General features: G+C 66.9%; 21 protein-coding genes. 13 read left to right on the forward strand and 8 right to left on the reverse strand.

Annotated features, from left to right (window positions below; genetic code table 11):
- Positions 1 to 327 precede the first annotated feature (327 nt).
- Positions 328 to 1,032 (reverse strand): ImuA family protein, encoded by a 705-nt coding sequence (locus ACP7C5_RS00730; RefSeq protein ID WP_426263369.1) that lies wholly within the window; start codon positions 1,030 to 1,032, stop codon positions 328 to 330.
- Positions 1,033 to 1,280: 248 nt separating this feature from the next.
- On the opposite strand from ACP7C5_RS00730, the gene ACP7C5_RS00735 reads away from it, so the two are divergent.
- From ACP7C5_RS00735 to ACP7C5_RS00745, 3 genes are all read left to right on the forward strand, one after another.
- Positions 1,281 to 2,579: a thiamine pyrophosphate-dependent enzyme gene (locus ACP7C5_RS00735; RefSeq protein WP_322160803.1), complete on the forward strand. Its 1,299-nt coding sequence runs from the start codon at positions 1,281 to 1,283 to the stop codon at positions 2,577 to 2,579.
- Positions 2,580 to 2,754: 175 nt separating this feature from the next.
- Positions 2,755 to 3,762, forward strand: a complete 1,008-nt coding sequence (locus ACP7C5_RS00740; protein ID WP_133192184.1) for an alpha-ketoacid dehydrogenase subunit beta — start codon at positions 2,755 to 2,757, stop codon at positions 3,760 to 3,762.
- Positions 3,762 to 5,117 carry a dihydrolipoamide acetyltransferase family protein gene (locus ACP7C5_RS00745; protein WP_426262848.1) on the forward strand — a complete coding sequence of 452 codons (1,356 nt, stop codon included), beginning with the start codon at positions 3,762 to 3,764 and terminating at the stop codon, positions 5,115 to 5,117. Before ACP7C5_RS00740 ends, ACP7C5_RS00745 begins: the two co-directional genes overlap by 1 nt.
- On the opposite strand, the gene ACP7C5_RS00750 is transcribed toward ACP7C5_RS00745, so the two are convergent.
- Positions 5,114 to 5,455, reverse strand: a complete 342-nt coding sequence (locus ACP7C5_RS00750; protein WP_426262849.1) for a hypothetical protein — start codon at positions 5,453 to 5,455, stop codon at positions 5,114 to 5,116. The genes ACP7C5_RS00745 and ACP7C5_RS00750 overlap by 4 nt on opposite strands.
- Before the next feature lie 159 nt (positions 5,456 to 5,614).
- A complete protein-coding gene (locus ACP7C5_RS00755; protein WP_426262850.1) occupies positions 5,615 to 6,811 on the reverse strand; it encodes an acetyl-CoA C-acyltransferase in 1,197 nt (398 codons plus the stop codon).
- Positions 6,812 to 6,924: 113 nt separating this feature from the next.
- Here ACP7C5_RS00755 and ACP7C5_RS00760 point away from each other — a divergent pair, with 113 nt between their 5' ends.
- From ACP7C5_RS00760 to pip, 3 genes are read left to right on the forward strand one after another with little or no spacing between them, the layout of a single operon-like run.
- Positions 6,925 to 8,514 (forward strand): cisplatin damage response ATP-dependent DNA ligase, encoded by a 1,590-nt coding sequence (locus ACP7C5_RS00760; protein WP_426262851.1) that lies wholly within the window; start codon positions 6,925 to 6,927, stop codon positions 8,512 to 8,514.
- 58 nt (positions 8,515 to 8,572) lie between these two features.
- On the forward strand, positions 8,573 to 9,874 hold the full coding sequence (locus tag ACP7C5_RS00765; RefSeq protein ID WP_426262852.1) for an amidohydrolase family protein: 1,302 nt from the start codon (positions 8,573 to 8,575) through the stop codon (positions 9,872 to 9,874).
- A 23-nt stretch (positions 9,875 to 9,897) separates the two neighbouring features.
- Entirely contained in the window at positions 9,898 to 10,851 is a 954-nt protein-coding gene (gene pip, locus ACP7C5_RS00770; RefSeq protein WP_426262853.1) for a prolyl aminopeptidase, read from the forward strand.
- Positions 10,852 to 10,972: 121 nt separating this feature from the next.
- On the opposite strand, the gene ACP7C5_RS00775 is transcribed toward pip, so the two are convergent.
- Positions 10,973 to 11,479 carry a thioredoxin family protein gene (locus ACP7C5_RS00775; protein WP_133191727.1) on the reverse strand — a complete coding sequence of 169 codons (507 nt, stop codon included), beginning with the start codon at positions 11,477 to 11,479 and terminating at the stop codon, positions 10,973 to 10,975.
- Between the two features lie 218 nt (positions 11,480 to 11,697).
- Complete coding sequence (locus ACP7C5_RS00780; RefSeq protein ID WP_426262854.1) at positions 11,698 to 12,519, reverse strand: cold-shock protein; 822 nt, start codon at positions 12,517 to 12,519, stop codon at positions 11,698 to 11,700.
- A gap of 203 nt (positions 12,520 to 12,722) precedes the next feature.
- On the opposite strand from ACP7C5_RS00780, the gene ACP7C5_RS00785 reads away from it, so the two are divergent.
- The 6 genes from ACP7C5_RS00785 (at position 12,723) to rpoN (ending at position 17,927) form a co-directional block, all read left to right on the forward strand.
- Complete coding sequence (locus ACP7C5_RS00785; protein WP_426262855.1) at positions 12,723 to 13,505, forward strand: TerC family protein; 783 nt, start codon at positions 12,723 to 12,725, stop codon at positions 13,503 to 13,505.
- Between the two features lie 56 nt (positions 13,506 to 13,561).
- Positions 13,562 to 14,182 (forward strand): ribonuclease D, encoded by a 621-nt coding sequence (locus tag ACP7C5_RS00790; RefSeq protein ID WP_426262856.1) that lies wholly within the window; start codon positions 13,562 to 13,564, stop codon positions 14,180 to 14,182.
- 26 nt (positions 14,183 to 14,208) lie between these two features.
- Positions 14,209 to 14,856, forward strand: a complete 648-nt coding sequence (gene lptC, locus ACP7C5_RS00795) for an LPS export ABC transporter periplasmic protein LptC (protein ID WP_189677074.1) — start codon at positions 14,209 to 14,211, stop codon at positions 14,854 to 14,856.
- A 5-nt stretch (positions 14,857 to 14,861) separates the two neighbouring features.
- A complete protein-coding gene (locus ACP7C5_RS00800; RefSeq protein WP_426262857.1) occupies positions 14,862 to 15,401 on the forward strand; it encodes an LptA/OstA family protein in 540 nt (179 codons plus the stop codon).
- 128 nt (positions 15,402 to 15,529) lie between these two features.
- Entirely contained in the window at positions 15,530 to 16,306 is a 777-nt protein-coding gene (gene lptB / locus ACP7C5_RS00805) for an LPS export ABC transporter ATP-binding protein (RefSeq protein WP_133191733.1), read from the forward strand.
- Between the two features lie 115 nt (positions 16,307 to 16,421).
- Positions 16,422 to 17,927 (forward strand): RNA polymerase factor sigma-54, encoded by a 1,506-nt coding sequence (gene rpoN, locus ACP7C5_RS00810; protein ID WP_322160788.1) that lies wholly within the window; start codon positions 16,422 to 16,424, stop codon positions 17,925 to 17,927.
- 71 nt (positions 17,928 to 17,998) lie between these two features.
- Here rpoN and ACP7C5_RS00815 read toward each other — a convergent pair whose 3' ends face one another.
- The 3 genes from ACP7C5_RS00815 to ACP7C5_RS00825 all read right to left on the reverse strand — a co-directional run bounded on the left by ACP7C5_RS00815 (position 17,999) and on the right by ACP7C5_RS00825 (position 20,119).
- Positions 17,999 to 18,319, reverse strand: coding sequence for a tetratricopeptide repeat protein (locus tag ACP7C5_RS00815; protein ID WP_240698979.1), 321 nt, complete (start codon positions 18,317 to 18,319; stop codon positions 17,999 to 18,001).
- A gap of 246 nt (positions 18,320 to 18,565) precedes the next feature.
- Positions 18,566 to 19,054, reverse strand: a complete 489-nt coding sequence (locus ACP7C5_RS00820) for a hypothetical protein (RefSeq protein WP_426262858.1) — start codon at positions 19,052 to 19,054, stop codon at positions 18,566 to 18,568.
- Between the two features lie 66 nt (positions 19,055 to 19,120).
- Complete coding sequence (locus ACP7C5_RS00825) at positions 19,121 to 20,119, reverse strand: ligase-associated DNA damage response exonuclease (RefSeq protein WP_426262859.1); 999 nt, start codon at positions 20,117 to 20,119, stop codon at positions 19,121 to 19,123.
- A 109-nt stretch (positions 20,120 to 20,228) separates the two neighbouring features.
- On the opposite strand from ACP7C5_RS00825, the gene ACP7C5_RS00830 reads away from it, so the two are divergent.
- Positions 20,229 to 20,963 (forward strand): hypothetical protein, encoded by a 735-nt coding sequence (locus ACP7C5_RS00830; protein ID WP_426262860.1) that lies wholly within the window; start codon positions 20,229 to 20,231, stop codon positions 20,961 to 20,963.
- The last annotated feature ends 3 nt before the right edge of the window (positions 20,964 to 20,966 follow it).

Here is a 20,966-nt window from a genome sequence, read left to right on the forward strand (position 1 = left end):
AGGGGGTGGGTCGGCCTAGGGCGGGCGTTGCCCTCGCCGCGGGCCGACCCACCCCCAGCCCCTCCCTTCCAGGGAGGGGAGGCAGAAGAAGCCACCCGCGCATCGCGCAGCGGAGCGCGACCCTCGTCGGGCGGCATCGCCTTGAAGGGATGCGGTGCAGCTTCGCTCACGCGTCCCGCGCTGCGATGGCGCGCGTTCGCGTCGAGTTCCCCGCTCCGTGCCCAGCGCGCGCCAGGCCGCCAGCCGCCACCGCGCGGCACCGAGCACGCCACCGCCTGCTCACGCGCGACGGCCTCGGCGAGGCCCTGCGGATCTACGCTGGCGCCCTCAAGCGGCGCGGCTGAGCGCTCGGCCTGCGCCAGCCGTTCGATCGACCAGTCGGGCAGGTAGAGCGAGGCGACCCGTTTCATCGCATGCCTCCATCATCCAATCGGCGGAGTCGCCGCCGCGTTGGCGGACCAGCTCCACCTGCCATCGCGCTCGCCCGACGCCCGCATCGCCGACCGGCAGCGGTGCGGAGGGCGCCGAGGCGATCCGCCAGCGCGTCATCGCCGCCGAGGGCACGGCGAGCGGGTTCCCACCCTCCCGCGCATGGCGTTTCATAAGCAAAGCGATCGTCTTCCCGCCCTCGGCGGCAAGCTGCAGCCGCCGCGTATTGGGCATCGCCGCGCGCTTGACCTCGCCGACCACCGCGCCGAGCCCGCGATGCCGCAGGCCCTCCTCCATCAGCGCGAGCAGCTCGGCATCGTCGCCCGCCTCGGCATAGATCAGCCGCCCCGGCGCGAGACCCGCCTGGTAGAGCCCCGGTGCGAACAGGTCGCGCCGTCGCACCACCCACAGCACCGGCCCCCAGGCACGCGCCGCGATCCCCGCCATGAACAGCGTCGCCGCCGCATCGTCCGACGGCGCAGCGCTCGCGGCGGAAATCTCGTGGAGCGAATCGAGTCGCAGCCCGCCCGGCGCGAGCCGTTCGTCGATCGGCGCGATCCCGAAAGGCAGCACCGGGCGCCGACGCAGCCCGTCGCTTTCCACCTTCTTGAGGCTTTCGCGAAGCTCGGCGATGATGGCAGGACAGGACACGGGCACGACTCACTTGAAGCATCGTTCCTATTTTGTTCTCTTTGTCGCTACAGAGTCAAGCTGGTCCGTCATCCTCGCGCGACGGGTCGTCGCATTCCGTGACAAACGCCCCCTCGCCAAGCGCGTTGAAATTTTATAACAAGGCTCGAAGAACGATTCCGCCTGTCGGTCACAAGCCAGGCACGCGTTGTGGAGAGTATATGGCGACCGACCGAGTCCCCGATCATTTGAAGCCCAATCTTGCGCCATTGTCGCTGTACGTGCCCGAACCCAAGTTCCGGCCGGGCGATGCGGTCGATTTCACGCAGGTGCCGATCCCGCCCGCGGGCAAGGCGCGTCGCCCCGATCCGGCGGATGCGGCCGATACGTTCATCGATCTCGCGTTCGATCTGGTGCGCGTGCTCGACGACGAAGGCCAGGCGGTCGGCCCGTGGAATCCGCGCCTCTCGCCCGATACGCTGCGCGCGATGCTGCGCAGCATGGCGTTGGTCCGCGCGTTCGACGAGCGCATGTTTCGCGCGCAGCGCCAAGGCAAGACGAGCTTCTACATGAAGTGCACCGGCGAGGAGGCGGTCTCGGTCGCTGCCGCGCATGCGCTCGATTATGAAGACATGTGCTTCCCGTCGTACCGCCAGCAGGGCCTGCTGATCGCGCGCGGCTGGTCGATGGTCGACATGATGAACCAGATCTATTCGAACACCGCCGACCGGCTGCAGGGCAAGCAGCTGCCGATCATGTATTCGGTGAAGGAAGCGGGCTTCTTCTCGATCTCGGGCAACCTCACGACGCAATATCCGCAAGCCGTCGGCTGGGCGATGGCGAGCGCCGCCAAGGGCGACACGCGGATCGCCGCGACCTGGTGCGGCGACGGATCGACCGCCGAGGGTGATTTCCACTCGGCTTGCACCTTCGCCAGCGTCTACCGCGCGCCGGTGATCTTCAACGTCGTCAACAATCAGTGGGCGATCTCGAGCTTCTCTGGCTTCGCCGGCGCCGAATCGACGACCTTCGCGGCGCGCGCGGTCGGCTATGGCATCGCGGGCCTGCGCGTCGACGGCAACGATGCGCTCGCGGTCTATGCCGCAACCTTGTGGGCGGCCGAGCGCGCGCGGACCAATCAGGGGCCCACCCTGATCGAGCATTTCACCTATCGCGCCGAAGGGCATTCGACCTCGGACGATCCTGGCCAGTATCGCTCGGCGGGCGAGCCGACCGCGTGGCCGCTCGGCGATCCGATCAAGCGATTGAAGGACCATCTCATCGCACTCGGCGAATGGGACGACGAGCGGCATGCGGCGCAGGACAAGGAATTGGCCGAGCAGGTCAAGGCCGCGCAGAAGCAGGCCGAGACCAACGGCGTGCTCGGCCACGGCCTGCACCAGCCGCTCGATACGCTGTTCGACGGCGTGTTCGAGGAAATGCCGTGGCATTTGCGCGAACAACAGGCGCAGATGATCGCCGAGGAAACCGCGAGCGGCCGGCCATGGGCGCACAAGTGATGGGTAGCGTTCAGCCCTTCGGCGTCACCCTCGCGAACGCGAGGGTCCCGCTTCTTTTTCTGGCGATGGGGTCAGGCAGCGGGATCCCCGCTTTCGCGAGGATGACGGAGTATGCATCGTGAGCGATTCTGAAACAGCGGTCGAAACCGAAATCGAAACCCCGACTTCGACCCGCATGAACATGATCCAGGCGATCAACTCCGCCATGGACGTGATGATGGGCCGCGACCCCGACGTGATCGTGATGGGCGAGGACGTCGGCTATTTCGGCGGCGTGTTCCGCGCGACCGCGGGGCTGCAGTCCAAATACGGCAAGACCCGCGTGTTCGACACGCCGATCAGCGAATGCGGCATCATCGGCGTCGCGGTCGGCATGGGGGCGTACGGCCTGCGCCCGGTCCCCGAGATCCAGTTTGCCGATTACATCTACCCCGCGCTCGACCAGTTGGTCAGCGAGGCGGCGCGGCTGCGCTATCGCTCGGCGGGCGAATTCACCGCGCCGATCACGGTGCGCTCGCCGTTCGGCGGCGGCATCTTCGGCGGTCAGACGCACAGCCAGAGCCCCGAGGGCATCTTCACGCACATTTCGGGCGTGAAGACGGTGATCCCCTCGACCCCGTACGACGCCAAGGGCCTGCTGATCGCCGCGATCGAGGACAATGATCCGACGATCTTCTTCGAGCCCAAGCGGATCTACAACGGCCCGTTCGACGGGCATTGGGACAAGCCGACGCAGAACTGGTCGCAGCATCCCGCGGGCGAGGTGCCGACCGGTTATTACAAGATCGAGCTCGGCAAGGCTAAGGTCGTGCGCCCCGGCGAGGCGCTGACCGTGCTCGTCTACGGCACGATGGTGCATGTCGCGCTCGCGGTGATGGAAGAGGCCGGCGTCGACGCCGAGGTGATCGACCTGCGCACGCTCGTCCCGCTCGACATCGAAACGATCGAGGCGTCGGTCAAGAAGACCGGACGCTGCATGATCGTGCACGAGGCGACGCGCACCTCGGGCTTCGGCGCCGAATTGTCGGCGCTGGTGCAGGAGCGCTGCTTCTACCATCTCGAGGCCCCGATCGAGCGCGTGACGGGCTTCGACACGCCGTATCCGCACAGCCTCGAATGGGCATATTTCCCGGGCCCCGTCCGCATCGGCGAGGCGCTCAAGAAGATCATGAAGGACGCATAATGGCGCGTTTTACGTTCAAGCTGCCCGACATTGGCGAGGGCATTTCTGAGGCCGAGATCGTGGCGTGGCATGTCGCGGTCGGCGACCGGATCGAAGAGGACCAGCAGGTCGCCGATATGATGACCGACAAGGCGACGGTCGAGATGGAATCGCCGGTGTCGGGCGTGGTGGTCGAGCTTGCTGGCGAGGTCGGCGACCAGGTGTCGATCGGCGCTGCGCTGGTGGTGATCGAGACGGACGCCGCGGACGTTGGTGCTGAGGAAGCACCCGCGTTGCGCGATGACGCGCCGGCCGAGCTGAAGGCGGCGCCTGCGAGTGCCGAGCAGGTCGAGGTCGCGCAGCAATATGAAGCCGAGAACCCCGGCGTGGAGGAAGCGCAACCTGCTCCCCGCTCGCTTGCGGGAGGGGCTGGGGGAGGGCACGCGCCATCACCGGTAACGAACGTCGAAAGCGCAAGCCCACCCCAAACCCCTCCCGCAAGCGGGAGGGGAGCAGAAAGAGCGCTCGCTTCCCCCGCGGTCCGCGCGCGCGCGGCCGATCTTGGCATCGACCTTACCCAGGTAAAGACCGAGTCCGACCGCGTCCGCCACAGCGATCTCGACGCCTTCCTCCGCTACGGCCAGGACCAGGGCTATCACGCCCCCCACGCCAGCAACGCGCGCCCGGACGAACCAATCAAGGTCATCGGCATGCGTCGCCGTATCGCCGAGAACATGGCGGCGTCGAAGCGTGCGATCCCGCATTTCACCTATGTCGACGAGATCGACGTGACGGCGCTCGAGGCGATGCGCGCCGATCTCAACGGCGCGCGCGGCAATCGCCCCAAGCTGACGATGCTGCCTTTGATGATCGCCGCGATCTGCAAGACGATCCCTGCCTTCCCGATGATCAACGCGCGCTATGACGACGAAGCCGGCGTGGTGACGCGTCACGGTGCAGTGCATCTCGGCATGGCGACGCAGACCGACGCGGGCCTCACCGTCCCCGTCATCCGCGATGCGCAGGACCGCAACGTGTGGCAGCTCGCCAGCGAAATCCTCCGCCTCGCCGAAGCCGCGCGCGCCAATAAGCTCACGCCGCAGGAAATGGGCGGCGGCACGCTGACCGTGACCTCGCTCGGCCCGCTCGGCGGAATCGCGACGACGCCAGTGATCAACCGTCCCGAAGTCGCGATCATCGGGCCGAACAAGATCGTCGAGCGGCCGGTGTTTGTCGGCGACGAGATCGTCCGCGCCAAGCTGATGAACCTGTCGATCAGCTGCGATCACCGCGTCGTCGATGGCTGGGACGCGGCAAGCTTCGTCCAGGCGCTCAAGCGCTATCTCGAAACGCCCGTCTTGCTCTTCGCCGACTAGCCGCGCAGCGCCGATCGTCTCCGAAGCAGCGCCTTCGGAGCGAGCCGGTTCGCGAAGGCGCCGTCTCGGCTCGGCAAGAGCGCCTCGCCACCTTGCGGAAGCGGCGCGGCGTCGCCGTGCAAATTGACCGCGACCGTCGCCGGCCCAAACTGTTTGGCGTGGTCGCGCACCTCGGCGAAGCATTCGGGCAAGGTCGCATGGCGCAGTCCATGCGCGGAAACGCTGGCGTCGCCGTCAAGGCGACGCCAAGTCCATTCGGAAGTGGTCAAAGACATTTCCGATGGAACCAGGAGAACCTCATAGCGAGCACCGGTCGACATGTCTGTAGAACGGGTCACACCTGCCCCTGTTCCGCACTCGATGAGTTCGCTAACATAGATTAAACAGATAGGGGCAAAACAAAAACTGTAACATTGTTTAGCCTGACACCCGGTTTTGCTGCTTTGCTCTTGTTAAGGAGGCAAAAACTAGCCTTGTTCGGAGTGCCCCTAGCGTGGCTAAACGATTTCGAACAGCCCCGCTGCGCCCATTCCGCCCGCAGTGCACATCGACACGACGACCCAGCGCACGCCGCGCTTGCGACCCTCGATCAGCGCGTGCCCGACGAGCCGGCTGCCGGTCATGCCGAACGGGTGTCCGATCGCGATCGCGCCGCCATTGACGTTGTATAGCTCGGGATCGATGCCGAGCGCGTCGCGGCAATAGAGGCATTGCGAAGCGAACGCCTCGTTCAGTTCCCACAGCCCGATATCAGCGACCGAGAGGCCAGCGCGCGCGAGCAGCTTGGGGATCGCAAACACCGGGCCGATCCCCATTTCGTCGGGCCCACACCCCGCCGCCTGGAAGCCGCGATACACGCCGAGCACCTCGCGCCCCTCGGCCTTGGCGGTGGCATGGTCCATCACGATCTGCGCCGAGGCACCATCGGACAATTGGCTGGCATTGCCTGCGGTGACGTTCGCACCGGGCCCGGAGAAATCGCCGCCCGGCCAGACGGTCTTGAGCCCCGCCAGCGCTTCGGCGGTCGTCCCTGCGCGAATGCCTTCGTCCTGCGCGAGCGTCACCGTCTCGCTGCCGGTGCGGGTCCCTGCCTTGTCGAACAGCGCCTTCTCGACCGTGATCGGCGCGATCTCCTCGGCGAACGCGCCGCTCTCGAGTCCGCGCGCCGCGCGCTGCTGGCTCATCGCGGCATAGGCGTCCTGCGCCGCGCGGCTGATATTGTAGCGCTCGGCCACGATCTCGGCGGTTTCGATCATCGGGATATAGGCGGCGGGCTCCCGCGCGATCACCGACTGGTTGACGTAGCGCGGCGCGTCCTTGGTCACCGTCAGGCTGATCGATTCCATTCCGCCGGCCAGCGCGACGTCGATCTCGTCGCACATGATCGAGCGCGCGGCGAGCGCGATCGCGGTGAGCCCCGATCCGCATTTGCGGTCGAGCGTGAAGGCGGGCACCGTTTCGGGCAAGCCGGCGGCGAAGGTCGCCATCCGTCCGGCATTGCCGCCCTGGCTGCCCCATTGATTGCCGACGCCCCAGAAGATCTCGTCGATCCGCGCGGGATCGATCCCCGCGCGCGCGACCGCGGCGTTCATCACATGCGCGGCCAGCACCGGCGCCTCGGTCGCGTTGAACGCGCCGCGATACGCCTTGCCGATCGGGGTACGGGCAGTGGAGACGATCGCAGCTTCACGCATGGCAGAACCTTTCGAGGATCGGGTATGGCATCCAGCCTAGGATCCCGCGCCGCTTGGGGCAAGCGCGGGATGCCGCTTGCGGAACCCCAGCGCCGCGCGCATGTTGAGGGACAATGCGCGCTTTTGCCGACCTTCTCGACCGGCTGATCTACACCCGCTCGCGCAACGCGAAGCTCAAGCTGATCACCGATTACCTGCGCGTCACGCCCGATCCCGATCGCGGCTGGGCGATGGCGGCGCTGACGGGCGAGCTCGACTTGCCCGGCGTCAAGTCCGCGGTGATCCGCACGCTGATCGAGCAGCGCGTCGATCCCGTACTGTTCCGCATGAGCCGCGACTATGTCGGCGATACCGCCGAAACCGTCGCGTTGCTGTGGCCGACCGCGCCGATCGCGCCCGACCCCGAGCCCCTGTCGATCGCCCAAGCCGTCGATCGCCTGTCGTCGCTGTCGCGTTCCGATGCGCCCGCCGCACTCGCCGCGATGCTCGACCGGCTCGATTCGGACGAACGCTTCGCGCTGCTCAAGATGGCGACGGGGGCGTTGCGCATCGGCGTATCGTCGCGGCTCGCCAAGACCGCGCTCGCCAACGGCTTCGATCTCGATGTCGAGGCGGTCGAGGAAGTGTGGCACGGCATCGCGCCGCCCTACACCGCGCTGTTTGACTGGGCCGAGCGGCGCGGGCCGCAGCCGACCGCTGCCGACGTGCCGGTGTTTCGCCCGTTCATGCTCGCGCACCCGCTCGAGGATCTGCGTGTCGACCTCGCCGACTATGCCGCCGAGTGGAAATGGGACGGCATCCGCGTCCAGATCGTCCATGTCGCCGGCACGACGCGGCTCTATAGCCGCACCGGCGACGATGTGACCGCTAGCTTCCCCGAAGTCGCGCGCGATTTCACCACGCCTGGCGTGCTCGATGGCGAACTGATGGTGAAAGGCGACGCGCAAGGCTCGGCGACCGAAGAGGGCGGGGCGGCGAGCTTCAACGCGTTGCAGCAGCGGCTCGGGCGCAAGGTCGTCTCGGCGAAGATGCTCGCCGAATCGCCGGCGTTCGTCCGGCTCTACGACATTCTCTATGATGGCGACGAGGATCTCCGCCCCTTGCCGTGGGACCAGCGCCGTGTCCGGCTCGAGGCCTTCGTGGCGCGGCTTGACCCCGAGCGCTTCGATCTCAGCACCGTCATCGCCGCGGAGGATTTCACCGCGCTCGAGGGCATTCGCGCGGGGGCACGCGATGCCGCGATCGAGGGCGTGATGCTCAAGCGGCGCGATTCGCCCTATGTCGGCGGGCGCAAGACCGGGCTGTGGTACAAATGGAAACGCGATCCGCTCACCGCCGATTGCGTGATGATGTACGCACAGCGCGGCTCGGGACGCCGCTCGTCTTTCTACAGCGATTACACCTTCGGTTGCTGGACCGAGGACGGCACCTTGCTCCCCGTCGGCAATGCCTATTCGGGGATCACCGACGAGGAATTGAAGCGGCTCGACCAGTTCGTGCGCAACCATACGACCGGGCGGTTCGGCCCGGTGCGCGAGGTCGAGAAGACGCTCGTGCTCGAAATCGCGTTTGATTCGATCCATCAATCGAAGCGCCACAAATCGGGCGTGGCGATGCGCTTTCCACGCATCGCGCGGATCCGCACCGACAAGCCCGCCGCCGAGGCCGACACCGTTGCGGCGCTCGAGCGGCTGATCACGTGACCCCTCGACACCGCCCCCGCAGCGATTAGGCTGCGCGCAAAAACCCAGGGGGGAAATGATGCGCAAAGTCCTGATCGCCGTAGCCACAGTGCTGGCCTCGACCGCTGCCACGCCGCTGTTCGCCGAAACCTTCGCGATCCAGGCCGGCCATCTGATCGTCGACGCCGCCAAGCCCGAGCGTGGCGCCTCGACCGTGATCGTCACCGACGGTCGGATCGTGCGGATCGACGACGGCGCCACCGCGCCCGCGGGCGCGACGGTGGTCGATCTGCGCGACCGGACGGTGCTGCCCGGGCTGATCGACGTCCATGTCCACCTCACCAGCAATGCCGGCGAGCCGTGGTACAAGGGCCTGACGCCGGGGTATTCCGAACCCTATGCCGCGACGATCGGCCTCAAGAACGCGCTGATCACCGCGCGCGCGGGCTTCACCACGGTGCGCGATCTCGGCGGGCTGCCCGCCGCGAGCATCGCGATGCGCGACGCGGTGAAGGACGGGAGCTTTCCCGGCCCGCGCATCCTCGTCTCGGGACCGGCGCTGTCGATCATCGGCGGGCATGGCGACGGCACCGTCGGGCTCAACCCCGATCTGCGCCATGCGATCGACGCGAGCGGCGAACAATTTTGGGTGTGCACCGGGCCGCTCGAATGCGCCAAGGCGGTGCGGCGCGTCGCGGCCTACGGCGTCGACGTGATCAAGTTCCACGCGACCGGTGGTGTGCTCGACGATGGCAAGATCGGCCTCGAACAGCATTTCACCGACGAGGAAATGAAGGCGATCTGCGACACCGCGCACCAGCTTGGCCTCAAGGCCGCGGCGCACGCGCATGGCCCCAAGGGGATCGCCGCGGCGGTGCGCGCCGGGGTCGATTCGATCGAGCATGGCACCTTCGTCGATGATGCCGGCGTCGCATTGATGAAGGCGCACGGTACGTACTATTCGGCGACGCTCATGGCCTTTTCGGGGCTTCAGCAATATCTCGGCAAGGGCGTCTTCACCGCCAACGCCGAGACGAAGGGGCGCGCGACGCTCGCGGTGTGGGGCAAGGGGCTCAACCGTGCCTACAAGGCGGGCGTACCGATCGCGCTCGGCACCGATGCCGCGGTCTATCCGCACGGGCGCAACGGCGAGGAACTCGGGCTGATGGTGTCGAAGGGCGGGATGACCCCGCGCGACGCGCTGATCGCGGCGACCAAGGGTGGCGCCGATCTGCTCGGGCTGGCGGGCGAGACGGGGACGCTCGATGTCGGCAAGTCGGCCGATCTCATCGCAGTGGCGGGCGATCCGTTGGTCGACCCTGCCGCGGTGCTCAAGATCGGCTATGTGATGGTCGAAGGGCGGCCGATCCCGCTCAAATGACCTCTGGCTCCGGACCCGTTTCGATGACCGACCTGCGCACGCTCTATCCCGAGATCGAACCCTATGCGACGGGCACGCTCGACGTCGGCGACGGCCACACGATTGCCTACGAGCGCTGCGGCACCCCCGGCGCGACGCCCGCGGTGTTCCTCCACGGCGGGCCCGGCGGCGGGATCTCGCCGAGCCATCGCCGGCTGTTCGATCCGGCACGCTATGACGTCCTGCTGTTCGACCAGCGCGGTTGCGGGCGTTCGACCCCGCATGCCGCGCTCGAGGCGAACACGACCTGGCATCTCGTCGACGATATCGAGCGGCTGCGCGCGCTGGTCGGGGTCGAGCGCTGGCTGGTGTTCGGGGGATCGTGGGGTTCGACGCTTGCGCTCGCGTATGCCGAGACGCATCCGACGCGCGTTAGCGCGCTGATCCTGCGCGGCATCTACACCGCGACGCCGGCCGAGCTCGCCTGGTATTATCAGTTCGGCGTGTCGGAGATTTTCCCCGACAAATGGGCGGGCTTCGTCGCGCCGATCCCTGAGGCCGAGCGCGGCACTATGATCGAGGCGTATCGCCGCTTGCTGACGGGCGACGACGAGGCGGCCAAGCTCGAGGCCGCCAAGGCGTGGACGATCTGGGAAGGCGAGACGATCACGCTGCTGCCCGACCCGGCGATGCGCGAGGCGTTTCAGGACGGCCATTTCGCGCTCGCCTTCGCGCGGATCGAGAACCATTTCTTCGCGCACAATGCCTGGCTCGAGGACGGCCAGTTGCTGCGCGATGCCGGGCGGCTCACTGGGATCCCGGGGACGATTGTCCATGGCCGCTACGACATGCCGTGCCCGGCGCGCTACGCCTATGCGCTCCACCAGGCCTGGCCCGAGGCCGAGTTCCACCTGATCGAAGGCGCAGGCCACGCCTATAGCGAGCCCGGCATCCTCGACCAGCTGATCCGCGCCACCGATCGCTTCGCGGGGGGCTGAACGCAATCCCATTTCGTCACCCCGGGCTTGTCCCGGGGTCCACCGCGCCGCGCGTGCTGTGCCGTGAGACTGTGCATCCCGGTGGACCCCGGCACGAGGCCGGGGTGACGGTCAGATTGCTTTAGCGGACCCAGCTCGCCAGCCAGTCCGACAGCGCCTGCGGGCTGAGCGTGCGCGCATCGGCGAGCGCGGCGGTGCGGCCGGGGTTTTTCAGCGTGTCGGTCTTGGGATCGACGATCAGCACGCTCGGCACGCCGCCGCCGAAATGGTCCTTGAGACCGTACTTCGCCGCCACGTCGAGGTTCTTGTCGAACCGGCCGACATCGACCGTGACGATCTCGTACTTCTTCGCCAGGAATTCGCGCAGGCCCGGCAATTCCATCGTCCCCGCTAGCAGGCGGCAGTCGAGGCACCAGTTTCCGCCAAGGTCTATCAGCAGCAGCTTGTGTTGCGCCTTGGCGCGGGCGCGCGCCGCGGCGACGTCCGCCTTGGCGTTCGCGGTCTCGTCATACGGCAGCGGCAGCGGGGTCTTGAGCTGCGCGAAGCTCGCCGCGGCGACCTTGGGGCCGGGAGCCGCGAGCGTGGGCGCGGCGAAGGTGAGGGCGATCGCGGCAAGGGCTAGGCGCATCTATCGTCTTTCTGTGCTTCTCCGGCGAAGGCCGGGGCCCAGGCGTGGGCGGGGCTTTGATTGGTCACACCCAGCGAACGCCTGTTAGCGCGACTGGGCCCCGGCCTTCGCCGGGGAGCTGACGAAAATACCGCACACGCCCCGCGCCGCACGCAAAGAAAAACCCGGCAGGCCTAAAGGCCCGCCGGGTCTATCTCGTTTGCGTCAGACGAAAGCGATTAAGCGATCGACGTCAGGTTCACAGCCGCCATCTTGCCGCGACGATCGACTTCGAGCTCGAACTCGAGCCGGTCGCCCTCGTTGAGCGAGGTCATGCCGCCACGCTCGACTGCCGAGATGTGAACGAACGCGTCGGGCTGGCCATCATCGCGCTGAATGAAGCCGAAGCCCTTCATCGCGTTGAAGAACTTGACCGTGCCGGTTGCCTTCTCGCCGGTCAGCTGACGCTGCGGCGCACCACCAGGAGCGGCGCCACGCGGGCCACCAGGAGCAGCATCACGCTCGCGCGGCGGGCCGCGGTCGGTGACGGCCATCGGCTCGCCGTCGATCTTGAGGTCGGTCGCCGAGATGCGGCCGCCGCGGTCGACGAGGGTGAAGCCAAGCGGCTGGCCCTCTGCGAGACCGGTCAGGCCGGCTTGCTCGACAGCCGAGATGTGCACGAACACGTCCTCGCCGCCATCATCGCGTACGACGAAGCCGAAGCCCTTCTGCCCGTTGAAGAATTTTACGACGCCAGTGCCTTCACCGACAACCTGCGGGGGCATACCGCGGCCACCACCGCCGCCTGCGCCACCACCGCCGAAGCCGCCGCCACCGCCGCTGCGGAAACCGCCGCCGCCGCCGCCGCCGCCGAAGCGATCGCCGCCGCCACCGCCGAAGCGATCGCCGCCGCCACCGAAGCGATCACCGCCGCCGCCGCCGAAACGATCGCCACCGCCGCCGCCGAAGCCGCCGTCGAAGCCGCCGCTATCGCCGAAACCGTCGCGCTTGTCGCGCCCGCGCCCGCCACGATCGCCGCGGCGTCCTTTATCGAAACTCATGCCCTGTTCGTCTTCCCGGTTCGTCCGACATCGATATCGCAACCGTTGCGTCGGACGAAAGACGCAGGGTTTCGGCACCAAACCAATCGTGCCACCGAATCGTGTAACGCAAATTGCCAGACCCTGCGAATGAATTCGTCGAAAATACGGCACGAATCACACGCTTCTTGCGCAGATGTGGCAAGCACGGCACAGACTCGGGTATGTCGATCCCCGCCTTGCTCGCCGATCCCGCCGCCTGGGCCGCTCTGGCGACGCTGATCGTCATGGAGATTGTGCTCGGGATCGATAACCTGGTTTTCATTTCGCTGCTGTCGAACAAGCTCCCGCCCGAGCAGCGCGAAAAGGTCCGCCGAGTCGGCATCGGCTTGGCGCTGGTCCTGCGACTCGGTCTGCTGTCGATCATCGCTTGGATCGCCGGGCTGGTGCGGCCGGTCTTCGATCTCGGGCTGACGGGGATGCTCGATGCGCACGGCGCGCCATCGTTCGAAACCGCGTTCTCGGTCCGCGACCTGATCCTGATCGCGGGCGGCGTCTTCCTGCTGTGGAAGGCGACCACCGAGATCCACCATACGATCGACCACGACGAAGCGAGCGAGGAGACGCCCGGCAAGGCCGGCGCGGCGCTGTCGTTCGGCATGGCGATCGTCCAGATCCTGCTGCTCGACATGGTGTTCTCGATCGATTCGATCCTCACCGCGATCGGCATGACCGATGATCTGCCGGTGATGATCGTCGCGGTGGTGGTCGCGGTCGGCGTGATGCTGTTGGCCGCGACGCCGCTCGCCAATTTCATCGCCGCCAATCCGAGCGTGGTCATGCTCGCGCTCGGGTTCCTGCTGATGATCGGCGCGGTGTTGATCGCCGACGGTTTCGGCGTGCATGTGCCCAAGGGCTATATCTATGCGGCGATGGCGTTCTCGGGTGTGGTCGAGGCGCTCAACATCGCGGCGCGGCGCGCGCGGGGACGCACGCCGTCGCATTGAGGGTGAGCGTAAGCCCACCCATTGAGCAGCGGCCCATTCGCCGCTAGGGCCGGGCGATGACTGTACATCTTTACGAAGAAGACATCCCCGCCGAACTGTTCGCGCCCGGCGCCGACATCGCGGTCGACACCGAGACGATGGGGCTGATCACGCCGCGCGACCGGCTGTGCCTGGTACAGCTGTCCGACGGTGGCCCCGACGAGCATCTCGTCCGCTTCTCGCCCCATAGCGATTATGCCGCGCCCAATCTGCGCGCGTTGCTCGCCGACCCGGCGCGCGTGAAGCTGTTCCACTTCGGGCGGTTCGATCTCGCGGCGATCAGCCATTATCTCGAAGTGACCGCAGCGCCGGTCTATTGCACCAAGATCGCCTCGCGGCTGGTGCGCACCTATACCGATCGCCACGGCCTCAAGGAGCTGGTGCGCGAATTGCTCGGTCAGGATATCTCCAAGGCGCAGCAATCGTCCGACTGGGGCGGCCCGGTGCTGAGCGATGCACAAAAGGATTATGCCGCGTCCGACGTGCGCTATCTCCACGCGATGCGCGAGGAGCTCGACCGCCGCCTCGTCCGCGAAGGCCGAATGGAACTCGCGCAGGCGTGCTTCCAGTTCCTGCCGTGGCGCGCCGAGCTCGACATTGCCGGCTGGCCGGAAGTCGACATCTTTGCGCACATGTGATGCCAGCCGCGGCGGGGAGCAGCCCCATGTCTGACGCGCGGTCTGACGCGCGCGCGATTCGCGATTCGCGCAAGGTATGGGCGGCGCCGGGCAGCAGCCACGACCGCGTGATCGGCACGCTGCGCATCGTGCTGCCGATCCTGATCGGCGTGCTCGCCGCGTTCGTCGTCGTGCTCCCGCTCTATTCGGGCGGCGATGTCAGCTTCCTGCTCGACAAGAAAAAGGTCGAGGTCGCCAAGGAGCGGCTGCGCGTCCAGTCGGCGAGTTACAAGGGTGAGGACGACAAGGGCCAGGCCTTCGCGCTGACCGCGGGGTCGGCGGTGCAGAAGAGTTCGGCCGAACCGATCGTCAAGCTCGAGAAGCTTACCGCGGAAATCGGCCTCAAGGACGGTCCTGCCAACATCGTCGGCGAGCATGGCCATTACGACATGGACAAGCAGCAAGTGACGATCGACGGCCCGGTGCGCGTCAACGGCAGCGGTGGCTACCGCCTCGTCACGCAGGATTCGACGGTCGATCTCAAGACCCGGACGATGAAGAGCGGCGGCGCGGTGACGGGCTCGGTGCCGCAGGGCACCTTCAGCGGCAACCAGCTCAATGCCGATCTGGTCAATCATATCGTGCGGCTCGATGGTAATGCGCACTTGCAGATCATCCCGCGAAAGAAGAGATAGTCCCGATGCAGCGCCTTCTCGCCTTTTTCGCCGTTTCGCTCGTTCTGTCGGGGGCGGCGGTCGTGAGCGCACAGACGGCGCACAATTCGGCCGCGCCGATCAACTTCAGCGCCGACCATATCGAGTTGCAGGACAAGGCCAATCGGGCGCTGCTGTTGGGCAGCGTGTCGGTGAAGCAGGCCGAGATGACGCTCAATGCGGCGCGGATGACGGTCGCCTATACCGGCCAGGTCGTCAATGGCAGCCCGCAGGTGTCGCGACTCGACGCGGCGGGGAATGTCGTCGTGACTCGGCCCGACCAGACCGCGCGCAGCAACTTCGCGGTGTACGATCTCAACAAGCGCGTCGTGACGATGCTCGGCGCGGTGACGCTGATCCAGGCGGGCAACACCGTCAATGGCGGGCGCCTCACGATCAACCTCGATACCGGTCGCGCAGTGATCGACGGCTCGTCGGTCGGCGGCGGCGGTGGCGGCAAGGCCGGCACCACGACGAGCAGCGGCGGTCGCGTCAGCGGGACCTTCTCGGTCCCCAAGCGTAACTGACGCGAAAGCGGGGCAATTCGGCGCCCGCTGCTATCCCGCGCGGCGCGAATGACGTATAGGCATGCACGAAGCCTGCCAGATGCCGTGCGGTTAACCCTTCGCTAACTCTAAACTGCGAGCACGCCCCGATGAGCGACACCATGACCCTCGACAGCGCGCCCCCGATCGCCGAGCAGCCGGTCAATGATGGGCTGTCGGTCGTGTCGATCGCCAAATCGTACGACAAGCGCAGCGTGCTGACCGATGTGTCGGTGTCGGTCGCCAAGGGCGAAGTGGTCGGGCTGCTCGGGCCGAATGGCGCTGGCAAGACGACGTGCTTCTATTCGGTGATGGGGCTGGTGAAGCCCGATTCGGGCCGCATCATGCTCGACGGCAACGACATTACCGGCCTGCCGATGTACCGCCGCGCGATCCTCGGCCTCGGCTATCTGCCGCAGGAAACCTCGATCTTCCGCGGGATGACCGTCGAACAGAACATCCTCAGCGTGCTCGAGCTCGCCGTGCCCGACAAGGCGCAGCGCGCGCTCCGGCTCGATACGCTGCTCGACGAGTTCGGCCTGACGCGGCTGCGCGATTCCCCATCGATGGCGCTGTCGGGCGGCGAGCGCCGCCGCGCCGAGATCGCGCGGGCGCTTGCCGCCGATCCGTCGATCATGTTGCTCGACGAGCCCTTCGCGGGGATCGACCCGCTGTCGATCGCCGACATTCGTGACCTGATCTGCGAATTGAAGAAGCGCGGCATCGGCGTGCTGATCACCGATCACAACGTGCGCGAGACGCTCGAGATCGTCGACCGCGCGTACATCATCTATGACGGCCGCGTGCTGTTCACCGGCTCGCCCGCCGAGCTTGTCGCCGACGCCAACGTCCGGCGGCTGTATCTCGGCGAGGGCTTCTCGCTCTGATCATGGTGGACGCCACCTCCCTCGTCGCCCCGGCGCAGGCCGGGGCCGCTGGGTTGTCTGGCGGAGCGGGCGCGGCAAACGCAGCGGCCCCAGCCTACGCCAGGGCGACGAATCGGTGAGTCTCGCGCCGCGCCTGGACCTGCGCCAGTCGCAATCGCTGGTGATGACGCCGCAGCTCCAGCAGGCGATCCGCCTGCTCGCGCTGTCGAACCTCGAGGTCGAGGGTTTCCTCGCAGAGGAAATCGAGCGCAATCCCTTGCTCGAGGCGAGCGCGCCCGAAGACGACGGCCCGACGCAGGACCGTGAACCCGACGCCCCGATCCGCGACCAACCCGCCACCGCCGACGAACTCCTGCTGGCTGGCGGCGATTCGGGCGAGGCCTCGCTCGACGTCGATTTCACCGCCGAGAGCTTCCACCACGACAGCCCAGCCGATCAGGCGGGGGGCGCGGGGATCGACGGGTCGCTCGGTCTCAACGGCGCAAGCAGCGGCGGCGGGACGGGCGAGGACGGCCCCGATTTCGACAGCTTCGCCGATACCGGCCTCAGCCTGTCGGACCATCTGCTCGCGCAGGCCGGCACTGCGGTCGAGGGCGCCGACTTGTTCATTGCCGCGCATCTGATCGATCAGATCGACGAATGCGGCTATCTCACCGCCTCGCTGCTCGACATCGCGACTCGGCTCGGCGTGCCGCTGGCGCGCGTCGAGCAGGTGCTCGCCATCATCCAGACCTTCGAGCCGACCGGCGTCGGCGCGCGCGATCTCGCCGAGTGCCTCGCGCTCCAAGCCAAGGAAGCCGACCGGTACGATCCGTGCATGGCGCGGCTGATCGACAATCTCGACCTTGTCGCGCGCGGCGATCTCACGCGGCTGCGGCGGCTGTGCAACGTCGATGACGAAGACTTGGCCGACATGATCCGCGAACTTCGCGGCTATGATCCGAAGCCGGGCTGCCGTTTCGGCGGCGAACCGACCCAGGCCGTGGTGCCCGATCTGTTCGTCGCCAAGCGCAAGGACGGCTGGGGAATCGAGATCAACGCAGCCACGCTCCCGCGCGTGCTCGTCAACCGCAGCTATTATACCGAACTGTCGAGCGCACGCGGCGACAAGGCGAGCAAGGCGTGGCTCGGCGACATGCTCGCCAGCGCCAACTGGCTGGTGAAAGCGCTCGACCAGCGCCAGCGCACGATCATCAAGGTCGCCGCCGAGATCGTGAAGCAGCAGGAGGGGTTCTTCCTCCACGGCGTCGCGCAGTTGAAGCCGCTGACGCTGCGCCAGGTCGCCGACGCGATCGAGATGCACGAATCGACGGTGTCGCGCGTCACCAGCAACAAATATCTGTCGTGCGCGCGCGGGCTCTATGAGCTCAAATACTTCTTCACCTCGGCGATCCAGTCGTCCGAAGGCGGCGAGGCGGTGTCTGCACAAGCGGTCAAATCGGCGATCAAGGCGCTGATCGCGGGCGAGGGCGACAAGATCCTGTCGGACGACACGTTGGTCGAGTTGCTCAACGCCAAGGGCTTCGACATCGCGCGGCGCACGGTCGCGAAATATCGCGAGGCGCTCGGGATCGGATCGTCGGTGCAGCGCCGGCGGGCGCGGGCGCTCGAGGGCGCATAAAGCGGGCGCGTAAAGGGCGCGCCTAATCGAAAGCGCGAGCCGGCCCGACCGAAGTCAGGCCGGCCACAGGCTCAACGTGCGGTCAGCGCGACGTCGCGTGCGAGCGCGCGCTTGGCGACCTGATGCGACCAGACGGCATCGCCGGTCGGCGTTTCGAGCATCGCATTGTCGAGCGTGAGCGCGCGACGCAGCGCGGTATTGGCATCGGCGGTGCGGCCGGCGCGCTGATAGGCGGCGGCGAGCTCGATCGCGACACCACCGTCGGTCGGCGAGAGTTGCGATACGGTTTCGAGCGTGCGCACGGCAGCGGCAGGATCGCGCGTTGGCGCCGCTGCGGCCGGAACGACGGCCGCGCCTGCGACAAGGATGGCGATAGCGAATTTCAGGGTCATCATCAGTCTCCACATTAGTCTGTTACAGAATGATGACATATATTGCAGATATGTGAAGCAATAAATTCACTTATGTGAATCTGCAGTGTCGCAGGCGGTTTCCGGCCCGGTGCGCGCCTGAAATCGGAGCCATTTGGAGCGCGAACGCCAACCCTCGCGGCGATCGCCACGTCGCTGACACCGCGCGAGGCGGTGCCAAATCCTGCTCGTGTCGATCTGCCTCAGGCGAAGCCGCTGGCTTTGTGCTTATTTGGCCGGGGTCGCCGCTTTAGGGTTTCCGGCCTCGACGATCAGCGCGGCCATCGCCTTGGGGTCGGCGAAGCTGCCCAATTGCTGGAGCTCTTTCTGCACCAGCGGATCGCCCATCAGACCGCGCATCGCGACGCCGCCGAGCGCACCAAAGCTTGTCTCGATCGACGACACGCCATCGAACTTGATCGCTTCGATCGCTTGTGGTCGGCATTCGACCGTCAACAGACGATTGAAATACACCCCGGTCCGGCGGTTGAAATCTTCGCGTTGCGTCGGTGTGATCGTCGACAGCGCCTTCACCGCGGGGCCCGCCGAGATTGCCGAGAATACCCATTGCACCAACAGCGTCTGGTCGGCGGGCGAGCTGTGATCGACCAGACATTTCGAGAGTGTGTCGCCAAAGCTGCTGGCGTGCGCCACGTTCGGGGTAGCGGCACAGACGATCGCAGCTGCGACGCCTGCTCGAATTGACCGTCGTACCATGCTGCTTTCCCCCGAAAATTCACTCGATCTCTAATCTCGGCGGTAAAAACCGTCCAGCGCGATAGCTCAGTCGTCCTCGTCCTCATAGCCCGACAGCGCGAGCGCACGCGCCTTGATCTGGCGCGTCTGGCACCAATGCACCAGTGCATCCTCGCGGCCATGCGTCACCCACACTTCCTTGGGCGCGATCTCGGTCAAAGTGTCGGTCAGTTCGTCCCAATCGGCGTGGTCCGACAGGATCAGCGGCAGCTCGACCCCGCGCTGCACCGCGCGCTGGCGCACGCGCATCCAGCCCGATGCCATCGCGGTGATCGGATCGGGCAGGCGGCGCGACCAGCGGTCGGCCATCGCACCGGGTGGCGCGATCACGACATGGCCCATCATTTCGGCCTTGTTCGCTACCGTCGCGGGGCGCAGCTCGCCAAGCTCGACGCCGTGTGCCTGGTACAGCGCGCACAATTTCTCGAGCGCACCGTGGATGTAGATCGGCGCATCATGCCCGCGCGCGCGCAGCTCGGCGATGACGCGCTGCGCCTTGCCGAGCGCATACGCGCCGACGAGCACGCAGCGCGTCGGGTTGGCGTGGAGCGCGGCGGTCAGCTTGTCGATCTCGTCGCCGGTCTCCGGGTGGCGGAAGACGGGCAAGCCAAACGTCGCCTCGGTGATGAACACGTCGCATTTGACCGGCTGAAAGCCAGCGCAGGTCGGGTCGGCGCGACGCTTGTAATCGCCCGACACGACGACTCGCTCGCCGCGATATTCGAGCAGGATCTGCGCCGATCCGAGCACATGGCCCGCAGGAACGAAGGTGGCTTTGACGTCGCCGAAGGTGTGGCTGTCGCCATAGGCGACGGGGTTGCCGGGCTGCGGGCCATAGCGCGCGTCCATGATCGCGAGCGTCTCGGGCGTCGCCCACACCGCGTCGTGCCCGCCACGCGCATGATCGGCATGGCCGTGCGTGACGAGCGCGACGGGGGAGGGGCGCGACGGGTCGATCCACACGTCGGCGGGCTTCACGTAGATTCCGTGCGGGTGGGGATCGATCCAGTCGCCGAGCTTTGCCATCCTGGCTATATGGGTGGGACGCGTTTGAGTTCCAAATCTCCCTTTCCCCGCGGGTAGCGGGATTTGGGTACGCCTTGGATTGGCCCCATTGCTGTAGGATCGATACGGCATGACCTGCGCATCCTCACCGTCCGCCCTGCCGCCCGGCCATAACAGCAGGATGGTCGGCCTCGCGCTGATCGCGCTGGCGATCGGCGCCCCCGTCACCGCCGCGCATGCCGACGCGTTGCAGTCGAAGATCGTCGCCACCGCCCGCGCCACGCCGACCGCGCGCCACGCCTTTCGCCGCACGCTGTCGTTCGAGCGGACCGGCGCTCCGCGGAAAACCTATGTCGAGCAGTTCGACCCCAGCCGCGCGCCCGCCGAGCGCTGGTCGTTGATCAGCATCGACGGCCGTGCGCCTACGCCGAAGGAAATCGCCAAGTCGCGCAAGGCCAATCACGGGCCGATCCCGTCCTATGCGGAACTGGCGGCGTGGTTCGGCAGCCCCGCGACGCGCAGCGAGGTCGGCGGCGGCGTGCTCTACCGCTTTGCCCGGCTGCCCGCAGGCACCTTCAAGATCGGGTCGCACGATGCGTCGGCCGATACCCAGGTCGAGGCTTTGGTCAACACCGGCGGCGCGGTGCCGTTCGTCGAGCGCGTGCTGATGACGTCGAACAAGAGCTTCAGCGTCATGCTGGTCGCCTCGCTGCGCAGCATCACGGTCGACCAGCGCTATCGTCTGCTCGGCGATGGCATTGTCGTCCCGTCGGACGCGACCAGCGCGCTGACGGGCGCGATGATGGGCAAGGCCGGCACGATGCAAACCAGCACGAGCTACAGCGAGTATCGCGCAATTCGGTGACGC

Origin of the sequence: Sphingomonas sp. PWP1-2 (genome assembly GCF_049898305.1) — a bacterium.
Classification (GTDB): Bacteria; Pseudomonadota; Alphaproteobacteria; order Sphingomonadales; family Sphingomonadaceae; genus Sphingomonas; species Sphingomonas glacialis.

What these genes read in the sequence shown, in the direction of transcription:
- ACP7C5_RS00785 (WP_426262855.1), top strand. Translation starts at nt 12,723, where the DNA reads ATGTCGATCCCCGCCTTGCTCGCCGATCCCGCCGCCTGGGCCGCTCTG.
- ACP7C5_RS00735 (WP_322160803.1), top strand. Translation starts at nt 1,281, where the DNA reads ATGGCGACCGACCGAGTCCCCGATCATTTGAAGCCCAATCTTGCGCCA.
- ACP7C5_RS00745 (WP_426262848.1), top strand. Translation starts at nt 3,762, where the DNA reads ATGGCGCGTTTTACGTTCAAGCTGCCCGACATTGGCGAGGGCATTTCT.
- ACP7C5_RS00755 (WP_426262850.1), bottom strand. Translation starts at nt 6,811, where the DNA reads ATGCGTGAAGCTGCGATCGTCTCCACTGCCCGTACCCCGATCGGCAAG.
- lptC (WP_189677074.1), top strand. Translation starts at nt 14,209, where the DNA reads ATGTCTGACGCGCGGTCTGACGCGCGCGCGATTCGCGATTCGCGCAAG.
- pip (WP_426262853.1), top strand. Translation starts at nt 9,898, where the DNA reads ATGACCGACCTGCGCACGCTCTATCCCGAGATCGAACCCTATGCGACG.
- ACP7C5_RS00820 (WP_426262858.1), bottom strand. Translation starts at nt 19,054, where the DNA reads ATGGTACGACGGTCAATTCGAGCAGGCGTCGCAGCTGCGATCGTCTGT.
- ACP7C5_RS00740 (WP_133192184.1), top strand. Translation starts at nt 2,755, where the DNA reads ATGAACATGATCCAGGCGATCAACTCCGCCATGGACGTGATGATGGGC.
- ACP7C5_RS00775 (WP_133191727.1), bottom strand. Translation starts at nt 11,479, where the DNA reads ATGCGCCTAGCCCTTGCCGCGATCGCCCTCACCTTCGCCGCGCCCACG.
- ACP7C5_RS00800 (WP_426262857.1), top strand. Translation starts at nt 14,862, where the DNA reads ATGCAGCGCCTTCTCGCCTTTTTCGCCGTTTCGCTCGTTCTGTCGGGG.
- ACP7C5_RS00780 (WP_426262854.1), bottom strand. Translation starts at nt 12,519, where the DNA reads ATGAGTTTCGATAAAGGACGCCGCGGCGATCGTGGCGGGCGCGGGCGC.
- lptB (WP_133191733.1), top strand. Translation starts at nt 15,530, where the DNA reads ATGAGCGACACCATGACCCTCGACAGCGCGCCCCCGATCGCCGAGCAG.
- ACP7C5_RS00830 (WP_426262860.1), top strand. Translation starts at nt 20,229, where the DNA reads ATGACCTGCGCATCCTCACCGTCCGCCCTGCCGCCCGGCCATAACAGC.
- ACP7C5_RS00765 (WP_426262852.1), top strand. Translation starts at nt 8,573, where the DNA reads ATGCGCAAAGTCCTGATCGCCGTAGCCACAGTGCTGGCCTCGACCGCT.
- ACP7C5_RS00790 (WP_426262856.1), top strand. Translation starts at nt 13,562, where the DNA reads ATGACTGTACATCTTTACGAAGAAGACATCCCCGCCGAACTGTTCGCG.
- ACP7C5_RS00760 (WP_426262851.1), top strand. Translation starts at nt 6,925, where the DNA reads ATGCGCGCTTTTGCCGACCTTCTCGACCGGCTGATCTACACCCGCTCG.
- ACP7C5_RS00825 (WP_426262859.1), bottom strand. Translation starts at nt 20,119, where the DNA reads ATGGCAAAGCTCGGCGACTGGATCGATCCCCACCCGCACGGAATCTAC.
- ACP7C5_RS00815 (WP_240698979.1), bottom strand. Translation starts at nt 18,319, where the DNA reads ATGACCCTGAAATTCGCTATCGCCATCCTTGTCGCAGGCGCGGCCGTC.